The following is a 12,314-nucleotide window of genomic DNA, read 5'->3' as shown; positions in this document are numbered from 1 at the left end:
TTCCCTAATTATAATTGCAGTTTATTCAGCTGAAGACTTAGTTGTTTCAGTTGAAGACTGTGATTGACTATTTTTTTCTGAACTGCTCTTGCTTTCTTCCGCTCCAGAAGTCTGTGTTTTTTTCATTTGTTCTGGTGTGGGATAAATCTGTTCGCCTTCTTTTGAGAGAAGGAAACGGCTACGTGCTAATTTTGCCACATAATCATCATCTTTTAACAAAGCAACGTCTTTTTTTAGATCCTTGACCTTCTTATCAACTGCTACGGATTCAGCAATTGCATCTGCTCGTTCTTGTTTGAAAGCACCTAAGCGATGATAATCTTTCATCAATTGGATGCCAGAAAAGGCAAAAATAATGAAGGCCACGAGAAAAATCGCTGCCAAGCGTCTGCGTCTAAAAATCAATTGTTTCTGTTGTTTTTGGAATTCGACATACTGTTCTTTCGTGTAGTCATTTTCCAATGCCGCAACTTTCTTCGAGTTTTTTTCATTCTTTCCCATCGTCTCGCTCCACTCGCTTTGGATTGTCCGTTTTATTATACCAACATCTAAGAACCTTGTCTAATGTTAATTTCAGAGAAGTTGAAGAAAATTAAGCTTTTTTCTAAAATATTCTTTGCTTTTGAAATAACAGCGGTTGATTTATTAATTTTTTTCAAAAGCGGCGCGTCTGTTTCATTAAAACGCTGAAAGGATGAAGCGCTTGGAATATTCATCTTTTCAATGAACTTGCCAAGCTCTCCATCCTCACCTGTTTATTCTTCAGAGACACGTGTTTCTGATTTTATTTCATACATTTTTGTGGCATCTTCTTTTTTCGTAGAGTCATTTAGTTGCAGGACTTCTACTTCTAAAATTCTGTTCCCAAATTGAATTTTGACAAGGTCACCAATCTTCACAGTACTAGAAGATTTGGCCAAGACTCCGTTGATTTGAATCCGACCTTTATCAGCGACTTCTTTGGCAATTGTTCTTCTTTTAATAATGCGAGAAACTTTTAAAAATTTATCTAACCGCATCACATTCACCTCTTTTATTTTTTTTGTCTCATCCGTAAAATTTTTGCGCCATACGGTAAACCTAACCATTCACGTATCGTAAATAATTCTAACTTAATGATGGTGCTAATAAAAACTGTACCACCCACTGCAACACCTAAAACTGTAACGAAAAACGCTTGACTTCGGTGATGCACACCTTGGAACAAGATGGAGATAATTCCTTGATAGACCAGTAATGACAGCATCATGATTGCTAAACTAAGCAACAATTTTTTCAAAAAGCTTCGTTCTCGAACAAAACAATTAATCGCTGCATCCGATTGTCGGACTAAAACGAATAACGTCGCTAGTAACCCAAGAATAGTAGACCAACTAGCACCTAATGTTCCCCAACGAATGGTGAAAAAGCCCGTTGTCAGTAATTTCACTAATAAGCCCACACCAGCTGCCACTAAAGGACCTTTAAAACGATTGCGACTTTGTTCAATACTTTGGTAGGCCTGAATAATGGCCATAAAAGCGATGGATAAAACATACACCCCTAAAACATCGTTGCCTTTATAATCTTTAAAAAGCGTAAAGTTCATGTACGGCAATAACATCATCAGACCAATCGAAGCCGCCGATGCCAAGGTTGTGGTAAGACGCAAAAAGATTTTTGCAACTTGTAAAAATTGTTGACGGTCTTTTTTCATAAAATATTTTGTCAAACCTGGTAAAAAGGTTGAGCTTAAAGCTAAAGCAATTACCAATCCTAATTGAACTAGTGGTTGTCCTCTATCATAGACCCCTTTGTCCACTTTCGCAGCTAAATCAGAGAGCCCGAAAAGCATGAGGGCATTTTTTACTTTAAAGGAATCAATTAATTGAAATAGAATCAGAAAAGCACTATATAAAGAGACCAAACCACCCTCAATCATTAAACGTTTAAATAGTCCTGTGGTTTGAGGCATAATCTTCCATTGATGCAAGTATTCCGTACTTCCACTAAGAATTTTTCGATTGTAGTACCATAAGACAAGTACCGCTAAGACACCGCCAGCCAACGCACCACTCATGGCCACCGTCCCCGTTTGGTAAATGGAGCCACCAAAGTAATGATAGGACAACGCAGCTACTAGAATAACCCCGACACGCACAAACTGTTCCATCACCTGTGAAATACCACTAGGCACCATCAACAAATGACCTTGAAAATTCCCACGATAGAAAGAAAGAATTGGAACGAGTAAAAAGGTAAAGGAAACAACTTCCATTAATGGTTGGAGTGCAGCATCCCCCATACTAATAGCAATTTCTTGACTACCAAAGAAAAAGAAGGCCCAACAAGCAATCGCTAACCATAACACATAGGGATATAGTTGGCGCAACACTTGTTTTTGACTCCGAATATCTGGTTGTTCAGCAACAATTTTGGAAATAAATTGCGGTAAACCTGACAATGCTAATGTCATCGCAATCCCATAGATTGGATAAACTTGCTGATACACGTAAAATCCTTCATCCCCTACAAAGTTCTGAAAAGGAACGCGATAAAACGCACTCAACACTTTTGCAATGAAGGAAGCAATGGTTAACACAACGGCACCTTGCATCATTCGCTGCATTTCTTTTTGTGCCATCTTCTAGGCCTCCTTTTAAAGGGAATCCGTTTCTTGCGAATGTTTGTATTTTTCTTGTCGCAATGCGGTTGTAAAAGTAGCAATTTCTTGAATCCAAACAGCTTCTTTACAATCTTTCGGCAACTTCAAGGAAATAGTCATTTGTTCTTTCTCAACTGCTAGATCCGCTTTTAAGCTGGTTGCCGATAACGCTTCAAACAACTGCTCCACAGAGTATGTTTTTGTGCCAATTTTACTTAACACAAACTTGACTTTTTGGTCGCGTTTACGAATACTTTCTAACAAGGCACGGTCGCCATCCATTTTGATACGGCCAGTGGTTAATAAATGCGCCACTTCGTCAGGATACTCTCCAAAGCGGTCTAACAAGTCCGCTTCTAATTCTTCGTACATATCCATATTTTCTAATTGACGAATCCGTTTATAAATTTCAATTTTTTGTCGTTCATCTGTGATGTACGTTCCTGGAATATAAGCATCAATGCCCAAATCAATTTCAACAGACGTTTTTTGGTCTTGGATATTTTTTCCTTGTTTACGAGCAACTGCCTCAGATAACATCTGTGAGTACATATCAAACCCAACCGAATCAATGAAGCCATGTTGTTGGGCACCAAGAAGGTTTCCGGCCCCTCGAATGGAAAGGTCACGCATCGCAATTTTGAACCCAGAACCTAATTCCGTAAAGTCTTTAATTGCTTCTAAACGTTTCTCACTAACTTCGTTTAGGATTTTTTGCTGTTCGTACATAAAATAAGCATAGGCCACTCGATTGCTACGCCCCACACGACCACGTAATTGATACAACGTAGATAAGCCCATGTAGTCCGCATTTTCTACAAACAAGGTATTAGCATTAGGAATATCTACCCCTGTTTCAATAATCGTTGTAGTGACTAATATATCATATTGTCCTTCAATAAAATCAAACAAAGTATTCTCCAGTTGTACTTCTGTCATTTGCCCATGTGCATACGCAATTCGTGCGTCTGGAACTAGCGCTTGTAACTCTTCAACTTTTCGTTCAATCGTATCTACTCGATTGTATAAATAAAAGACTTGACCATCTCGGGCCATTTCTCGCTCAATCGCTTCCCGAATCGCCCCAGGATTATTTTCCATGACATACGTTTGGATCGGATAACGATTCTCTGGTGGGGTTTCGATGACGGATAAATCACGGACACCTAACATTGACATATGGAGGGTCCTTGGGATTGGCGTTGCTGTTAACGTCAAGACATCCACTTGTGAACGCAATTGTTTTAGTCGTTCTTTATGTTTCACTCCAAACCGTTGTTCCTCATCAATAATCAACAAGCCTAAATCACTAAAATTAATATCTTGCGACAATAAACGATGGGTACCAATCACAATATCTACTTGTCCATGTTTAATTTTTTCAATTGTTTCATTTTGCTGTTTTTTCGTGCGGAAACGACTTAATAAACCAATTTCTACAGGAAAGCCCTCAAACCGCTCTTGAATCGTTTCGTAATGTTGTTGCGCTAAAATAGTTGTTGGCACTAAAAAGGCAACCTGTTTATTGTTGCTAACAGCTTTGAAAGCCGCTCGTAAGGCCACTTCTGTTTTACCAAACCCTACATCGCCAACTAACAAACGATCCATTGGTCGAGATTTTTCCATGTCGTGTTTAATTTCGGCAGCACTACGTAATTGATCATCTGTTTCAGAATACGGAAAAGCCTCTTCAAATTCTTTTTGATACGCATCATCTGGCGGAAAAGCATAGCCTTTTTCCGATTCTCTTGTCGCATAAAGTAAGATTAAATCATCCGCGATATCTTCAATTTTTGAAGCAACTTTTCGTTTGGTTTTCGTCCATTCACTGCCGCCTAGCTTGTTAATTTTCGGCGTTTTAGACTCGGAAGCAACGAACTTTTGAATCAAGTTCAATTGTGTTACTGGAATAAATAACTTGTCATCATTTTGGTACAAGATAGTCATGTAATCTTGATGAACCCCATCAACTTCTAAGGTTTCCATACCAATATATTTACCAATCCCGTGATTCGCATGAACGACATAATCGCCCGTTTTTAAGTCGCTATAACTTTTCAAACGTTCCGCATTAGAGATTGTTTGACGACGTGCCCGTTTTTTGGTCGTTGTATGAAAAATTTCTTTTTCCGTAATCGCCACGAGCTTGTTTTTAGGCAATTCAAACCCTGTTTGTAATGCCCCTTGGACAATTTGGACATGCCCATCTAACAACTGATCCCAATTGCTTACTACGCTAGGTATGTCAAAGTCCTGAAATAGCTCTTCGACTTTTTGAATCCGTTCTTTCGTAGGAACAAAAACAACGACCGTTTGGTTTTGCTTTTGCCAACGGTCCACTTCCGCTTTTAGCAACGGCATTTGACCGAAGAATTGTTGCATTGAACGATATTGGAAATTATGGACTTCTTGGAAACGAAGATTCCCCATTCCTTTTTGAAAAAGTGAAAAGAAGGTCGTATTTCGTGCAGTTTTTCGCAATTGATCATGAAAGTCTACGCCAAAAGTTTGTTCAGAAAACACGCGCATTTCTTCAATTTTCAGGGTTTGCCATTCCGCTTCCTCTCTAGCGATTTCTCGCTCCGTTTCCATCATACGAGAATAATCATCCACAAAAAGCAAACTATTTTCTGGTAAATAATCTAACAGCGTAGTTTTTTGTTGGTACAGAAAATCTGTATAATAGTGAGCATTTTCTGTAGGAATCCCTTGTTCCCAAGAAGACAGCAACTGACCAAAATATTCTTCTAAAAAATCGGTCTCCGTTTGATCTTTAGCTGTCGCTAAACGTTTTTCTAGAGCATCTTGTAACCTCATCATGCCATGATTCATATCTGACTTTGAGAACACTAAATCAGTCATTGGTGAAATCGTTACTTCTTCAAGATTTTCTAATGAACGTTGGGTATCCGCTTCAAAATAACGGATTGAGTCGATTTCAACATCAAACAGTTCCACACGAACAGGGTATTCGGCATTTAGCGGATAGACATCAATAATGCTTCCACGAATACTAAATTCGCCGGGTTTCCCGACCATCGATTGGCGTTCATAGCCCATTAACACTAAGCGTTGCGCGAGGATTTCAGGTTCTACTTCTGTCCCGATTTCCCAATGGAGTTGCGCATTTTGCCACGTTTCTTTCGTTGGCAAATATTTTCGTAGTCCAGCTACTGGCACGACCACAATTCCTGCATTCGCTGTCATCAGGAAATTTAACGCACTCACTCGATCTGCGCGCGCTTCTGGTGAAGAAAAGGCCATTTCGGCGGATAACACTTCATCTACTGGAAATAGATGAACTTGTTCTGAAGGTAAAATATTTAAAAAATCATCTACTAATTGATTAGCATAGTATAGATTTGGAACCGCAATAACAATTTTTTGATGCGTCTTTTGTAAAGCGCCTGCCATCAGTAATGTTTTAGCAGAGCCTGATAACCCAGTAATTAGTTGGCGCGTTCCTGTTGTCATTAGTTGACTGCGCCATGATTTAGCAATTTCTGTTTGGCTAATTCGTTCGATAATATTCAAACAAGGGCCCTCCTTTCTGCTATTTTCCATTAAATTGATTCATTGTTTCAACAAACGTATGTCCTTCGCATGCATATAAAGCGGCATCGGCTGCTTTTTTTACAGCAAGTAACATCTCTTCGTGTGTTTCTTTGGGAAAAGTACTTAGTACATGGTGGATAACTGTATCATTTTTTGAGGGCCGACCAATGCCAATTTTAATTCTAGGAAAGACATTTGTTCCTAAATGGGCAATCAGACTTTTTATCCCATTGTGGCCCCCAGCACTACCTTTTTGCCGTAAACGAATTTTACCGACCTCTAAGTCTAAGTCATCATAAATAACAATCAAGTCTTCCTCATCTACCCCAAAGTAGGTCAACAGCGGACCAACAGAGCGACCTGATTCATTCATAAATGTTAATGGTTTCACTAACAATACTTTCTCAGTCCCTATAAAAAACTCTGCAATATCTGCTTCAAAATTACTATTATTAAACGAAACATTTTGCCGATACGCAATTTCATCTAGCGTAATAAAGCCAATGTTGTGTTTTGTTTCTTTGTATTTACTACCGGGATTTCCCAGTCCTACGATTACTTTCATCTTTCATTCTCCTTGGATTATAAGCTTGCCAACACAAAATGGCTGGGAAGCGTATGCGCTACCCAGTTTTATTCATTATACCATAGAAATAAAAAAACTCGCAGTCTTTGAAGATTAAGAAAGATGTAAAAAAATTTTTTAGAAATTTAAATATGCGTAAGATAGTGAAATTACGCACATGTAAGAGCTACCATTTTGAAACAGGTCTGAAAACTGTATCATTTTTACAATCAAAGTTCGTGACATTTTTTACAAACCATGTTACTATCACTTTAGCAACAGGAAATAAAAACTCGTTGCTCACGAAAAAGAATGTAGAGGAAGGAATGGTACACATGACTGCAGCCGCAGGGAATAAAGATCACCAAAAAGTAATTTTAGTCGGGGACGGTGCCGTAGGTTCTAGCTATGCCTTTGCTTTAGTAACTCAGAATATTGCTCAAGAAGTTGGGATTATTGATATTAATGTACCAAAAACTGAAGGAGACGCGTTGGACTTATCTCACGCATTAGCATTTACTTCTCCTAAAAAAATCTATGCTGCTACTTATGACGATTGCCATGATGCAGACTTAGTTGTCTTAACAGCTGGCGCGCCTCAAAAACCAGGCGAAACTCGTTTAGACTTAGTTCATAAAAACTTGAAAATTAATAAAGAAATCGTTACAACAATTGTTGATTCTGGTTTCAACGGTATCTTCTTAGTTGCCGCAAACCCAGTTGATATTTTGACTTATTCAACTTGGAAATTCTCTGGCTTCCCGAAAGAACGAGTAATCGGTTCAGGAACTTCACTAGATTCTGCTCGTTTCCGTCAAGCAATTGCCGAATTAGTTGACGTTGATGCACGAAATGTCCATGCCTACATCTTAGGAGAACACGGAGATACAGAATTCCCAGTTTGGTCACATGCAAATGTCGCTGGCTTACAAATTTACGAATGGGTGAAAAATAATCCTGACGTCGATGAAGAAGCAATGGTTAATTTATTCTTCAACGTACGCGACGCTGCTTACACAATCATCGAGAAAAAAGGAGCTACTTTCTATGGAATCGCGGTTGCACTAGCGCGTATCACTAAAGCTATCCTAAACGATGAAAACTCTGTGTTACCACTATCTGTTTATTTAGAAGGTGAATATGGTCAAAACGATATTTATATCGGTGCACCAGCGATCATCAACCGCCAAGGCGTTAAACAAGTCATTGAAATTCCATTAACAGATGCTGAACAAGAAAAAATGGAAGCTTCTGCTTCTGCATTAAAAGAAGTTATTGAAACAGCTTTTGCTAAATTTGAAGCAGAAGAAGCAAAATAACTCCTTCTACAATAGTCAAAAATTAAAAACAACCAAGAGTGAACACTATTGTTACTCCGCTTTAAAGCCTGGTACAAAAATCCAAAGTGATTTTTGCACCAGGCTTTACTTTTAATTTGTTTTACTTTACTCATCACCCAATTTTTTCAAAAAATTATTGTTTTGTTTAGCTCTAAAAATAACAATAACCAAAAATAAGTTTATTATCTAAAATTCACTACACTACTTAATACAGTCCATCTGCTTCTTCTTTTGTCACAATGTAAATATTTTTCATTTGCGTATAAGCATCTAGCATTGATTTATGCGTTTCTCGACCAATTCCTGATTTTTTATAACCGCCAAATGGCGCGCCCGCAGGCAATTGATTGTATGTGTTGACCCACATCCGACCTGTCCGTACACCACGAGCAACCCGTAATGCCACATTGATATCTTGAGAAAAGACGGCGCCACCTAGACCATATTCAGAATCATTAGCTAAACGAATGACTTCTTCTTCCGTTTCAAATTTAATCACTGTTGCAACAGGACCAAAGATTTCTTCTTGGGCCACACACATTGTATTCGTGCCGTTTGCTAATAACGTAGGAGCTAAAAATGCCCCCTTGTCTAGCCCATTTTCTGTTAAACGTTGCCCTCCAGTAATCAGCGTAGCTCCTTCCTTCACAACAATTTCGACATATTTTAAAATTTCTTCCAATTGATGCTCATTGATCTGAGCGCCCATTTCAACATCTTTTTCCCACGGGAAACCAACGTTCACTTGTTCAAACTTTTCCTTTAAAGCTTCTACAAATTGATCATAAATACCTGACTGAACGAACACACGAGACCCAGCACAACAAACTTGCCCTTGATTGAATAAAATCCCTAACTGCACGCCTTCTAATGCACGTTCCCAATTGGCATCTTCAAAAATAATGTTGGCTGATTTTCCGCCAAGTTCTAAAGTGGCTGGAATTAGGCGGTCGGCCGCCGCTTTAGCGACAGTGTACCCCACCTCTGTTGAGCCTGTAAAAGCTAGCTTATCAAACCCTGGATGTGCCAACATATAATTTCCTGAATCAGAACCACGACCGGTGATTAAATTCACTACTCCTTTCGGCAAGACTTGATCAAAAATCTTAAACAATTCCAACAGACTTAATGATGTGCTCGAGGACGGATGAATCACAACCGTATTACCTGCTGCCAACGCTGGCGCTAATTTCCAAGCACCCATTAATAAGGGGAAATTCCACGGAATAATTTGACCCACAACACCAATGGGTTCTTTCACAACAATGGATAACGTATCCTTATCAAATTCTTTGACAGCCCCTTCTTCTCCACGAATCACACTAGCAAAATACCGAAAATGGTCTGCACTGGCAGGGACATCAATCGATTGCGTTTCCCGAAGCGGTTTTCCATTATCTAAAGTCTCCACCATAGCCAAATGTTCTTGATTTTCTTCAATCAAATCAGCAATTTTCAATAAAAGATTGCTTCTTGTTACAACGTCAACATCTTTCCATGTCTGAAACGCTTCTTGGGCTGCTTCTACAGCTCGATCCACATCTGCATTTGTGGCATCTACAAATTCTGCTAATTTTTCACCATTACTAGGATTGTAACTAGCAATCATTTTGTTACCACTACCTGTTGTCCACTCTCCATTAATATACAATTGATAGCTACTGGCAACTACTTGATTTATTTCTTTTTTACTCATTTACCCACCTCTTTTTTATTTTTGTATCCGCTTACAATTATAAGACATCTTTCACCTAAAAGTAAATGATTCTACCTAAAAAAAATATAGCTATCAGCGACTGTTGCTAACTCATCCCGACCTGAAACCGCCTGGCAATAACTGAATGTATTAAACTTTATTGGAGAGAACTTTTGCCACAAAAAAAGCTAGCACTGAAGAATTAAAATTGCTTCTTCAGTGCTAGCTTTGATTTTTCCAACTCATCCGTTCTTATTGACAAAGAGCTGATTTTTTTATTTATCTTTTGGAACGATATAGTTCATTAAATGTGTTTCATCAGCTGAGATTGTACGTGTCGAAACAACGTTTAATCCCTTCACGTTCATTTCAGAAATTAAGATGCTACCATCTTTAAAGACTTTTTCCACAAATGCGACATGACCATAAGTATTGTCTGCGCCTAAAACACCAGCTGGGAAGGAAACCGCTGCGCCTGCTTTTGGTGTACGACTTACTTTGTACCCGCGTGCACGACCTGTTTCGCCCCAATCTTGACCATTCCCCATTGTTAAGTCCACACGTTTACCTAATTGCGTAATACGGTTGTAAACATATTGTGTACAGTTGCCCCAAGCATAACTATTAAAGGTGTCATAGTTTTTGCCATTATAGGCTGGGAAATTTGATTCCATTGGTTCAACGGTTGCTTTTTCTTTATCATAATAAGTTAAATCGTATGTTTTAATTAACGCATTTAATTTCTTATGGTAATCTTTGTCCGTTGCGTATTTTCCTGTTAGGAAACGTGTCGCTTCTTTGTATGATTTGGCTTCCGTTTTCCAGACACCATGATAGAAATCTTTATTGGAATCTAAACCATTTTTCAATAATTTCGCATAATCTTCCATTGATTCTTTATACGTTGGATATTGACGGAATTTTGCTTCTACTGTGTATAGGTTACCGAAACCATTGTCTTCATAGGTAATAAAAGAAACAGATTGACCTTTGTAATCGCCTTTAATACCAAACAAATTGTAGTTTGGTTTCTGGCTTAATTTACTATTGCCGCTGCCACTTTCTAAAATTGCTTGAGCAATCATCACACTAGCATATAAGTTTTTGTCCTTGGCCACTTTCCGAGCAGATTCCCCGATTTCTTGAATAAACTCTTCTGTCTTCTTCGTTTTGCTGACCGTAAACGTCTCATCGTCTTCCACTAACCCAACCGTTTCATTTGTAACTGGTGGGACTATTTCGGGCTGCGGTGTTGACGCTGCTGGTTGTTCTACTGGCTTTTCAGCTGGCGCTGTTGGTGTCACTGGTTTCGCCGGCTGTTTTGATTCAGAAGTACTCGTGCCAGGTTTTGGCTGTTCTTTAGAAGAACTTGGTGTGGTCGTCGGCGTGGTACTTGATTCAGTTGTACTTGTTGACGTAGAATCTGTGGTTGACTCTGTTGTACTCGTTGAGGTGGAGTCAGTAGTCGATTCTGTCGTACTTGTGGATGTTGAATCCGTTGTGGAATCTGTCGTTTCGGTTCCTGACGTTTCCGTGGACTCCGTGGTTGTAGATTCACTTGATTCGGTTGAACTTTCTGTTTCAGTCGTTGATTCTTCTGTCGCTTCTGTTGTTTCACTAGTCGCTGTCGTTTCAGTGGCTTCTGCGGTTGTTTCTGCGACAGAACTATTTTCAGCTACCAAGTTATTACCTTCTGCAAATGCGCCTACTGGCATTGATGAACCTAAAAGTAATAAGGTAGAGAATATGGCAAATTGTTTTTTCATACTCATTCTCCTTTTTTATTTTTCTCCATTTATTTTTATGTACCAACATAATAATTGACATAGTTATTGTTTAAATGGCTCCTTTTTTAATAGTATACTGTTTCATAAAAAATTTCTAGCAAAAAGTTAAAAAAATAGAAGAAAATTCACAAATTCTTCTATCTTTTTTTGGTAATTTTCTAAGAAAAAAAAGAAAGGGCTTGAACAAACATCAATGTCCTCTCTTTTTCTCGTTATCCTTCAAACAAAATACTTTTTTTTCGAAGCGCCTCTTTGATTTCTTGGAAAGTTTCTTCGTCTGCACAGCGAATAGTATGCAGATGGACGCCTCCTGTTAAAACTGATAGTAATGTAGCATGCTCTTTTTGATACTTGTCCATAAATTTATCAATATCTTTCTCTGATTGAATGCGCAAACTGCCGATTAATTCCCCATAAAGCGGATGTGCAATACTCACATCTACCACTTCTCCACCTTTGGCAACAATGACTGACAATTCTTCTCTCGTTTGTTCAGGCGTATGTTGACAAGCAATTTTCCGCTCAATTCCTTCTAAAGGTTGTTCCAACATATACCCTCGAGCTGTTGCGACAATTTCGACCCCTGTCGCCCGTAATAGAGCGACATCTCCTACAATAATTTGTCTGCTGACATCAAAAGCTTTTGCAAAACGAGTGGCACTAATTGGCTTTTCGGTCTCTCTTAATCTTTTAACAATCTCTCTTCTTCTGATTTCTCCATCCACGA

At 38.7% G+C, this 12,314-nt stretch carries 9 protein-coding genes; 1 reads left to right on the top strand and 8 read right to left on the bottom strand.

Translation table 11 applies throughout. The annotated features are described in order from the left end of the window. Window positions 1–21: 21 nt before the first annotated feature. The 5 genes from IGJ41_RS00995 to pth all read right to left on the bottom strand — a co-directional run bounded on the left by IGJ41_RS00995 (window position 22) and on the right by pth (window position 6,764). Entirely contained in the window at window positions 22–501 is a 480-nt protein-coding gene (locus IGJ41_RS00995; protein ID WP_002356257.1) for an FtsB family cell division protein, read from the bottom strand. A gap of 254 nt (window positions 502–755) precedes the next feature. Further along, window positions 756–1,019: an RNA-binding S4 domain-containing protein gene (locus IGJ41_RS00990; protein WP_271851424.1), complete on the bottom strand. Its 264-nt coding sequence runs from the start codon at window positions 1,017–1,019 to the stop codon at window positions 756–758. A gap of 14 nt (window positions 1,020–1,033) precedes the next feature. Then, a complete protein-coding gene (locus IGJ41_RS00985) occupies window positions 1,034–2,623 on the bottom strand; it encodes a putative polysaccharide biosynthesis protein (protein ID WP_271851426.1) in 1,590 nt (529 codons plus the stop codon). Window positions 2,624–2,638: 15 nt separating this feature from the next. Further along, window positions 2,639–6,178: a transcription-repair coupling factor gene (gene mfd, locus IGJ41_RS00980; RefSeq protein ID WP_010714993.1), complete on the bottom strand. Its 3,540-nt coding sequence runs from the start codon at window positions 6,176–6,178 to the stop codon at window positions 2,639–2,641. A 19-nt stretch (window positions 6,179–6,197) separates the two neighbouring features. Beyond that, window positions 6,198–6,764, bottom strand: a complete 567-nt coding sequence (pth, locus tag IGJ41_RS00975; protein WP_002361556.1) for an aminoacyl-tRNA hydrolase — start codon at window positions 6,762–6,764, stop codon at window positions 6,198–6,200. Window positions 6,765–7,099: 335 nt separating this feature from the next. Here pth and IGJ41_RS00970 point away from each other — a divergent pair, with 335 nt between their 5' ends. Continuing rightward, window positions 7,100–8,083 (top strand): L-lactate dehydrogenase, encoded by a 984-nt coding sequence (locus tag IGJ41_RS00970; RefSeq protein ID WP_002356251.1) that lies wholly within the window; start codon window positions 7,100–7,102, stop codon window positions 8,081–8,083. 226 nt (window positions 8,084–8,309) lie between these two features. Here IGJ41_RS00970 and IGJ41_RS00965 read toward each other — a convergent pair whose 3' ends face one another. The 3 genes from IGJ41_RS00965 to IGJ41_RS00955 form a co-directional block, all read right to left on the bottom strand. Further along, on the bottom strand, window positions 8,310–9,800 hold the full coding sequence (locus tag IGJ41_RS00965; protein WP_438713660.1) for an aldehyde dehydrogenase family protein: 1,491 nt from the start codon (window positions 9,798–9,800) through the stop codon (window positions 8,310–8,312). Between the two features lie 275 nt (window positions 9,801–10,075). After that, window positions 10,076–11,572: a glucosaminidase domain-containing protein gene (locus tag IGJ41_RS00960; RefSeq protein ID WP_438713658.1), complete on the bottom strand. Its 1,497-nt coding sequence runs from the start codon at window positions 11,570–11,572 to the stop codon at window positions 10,076–10,078. Between the two features lie 227 nt (window positions 11,573–11,799). Further along, window positions 11,800–12,312, bottom strand: coding sequence for a transcription repressor NadR (locus IGJ41_RS00955; RefSeq protein WP_002356248.1), 513 nt, complete (start codon window positions 12,310–12,312; stop codon window positions 11,800–11,802). Window positions 12,313–12,314 lie beyond the last annotated feature (2 nt).

The organism is Enterococcus sp. DIV1537a (assembly GCF_051712085.1).
GTDB lineage: Bacteria > Bacillota > Bacilli > Lactobacillales > Enterococcaceae > Enterococcus > Enterococcus faecalis.
The sequence above is the reverse complement of the archived record's forward strand: the minus strand, read 5'-3'. Positions and strand labels throughout refer to the sequence as shown.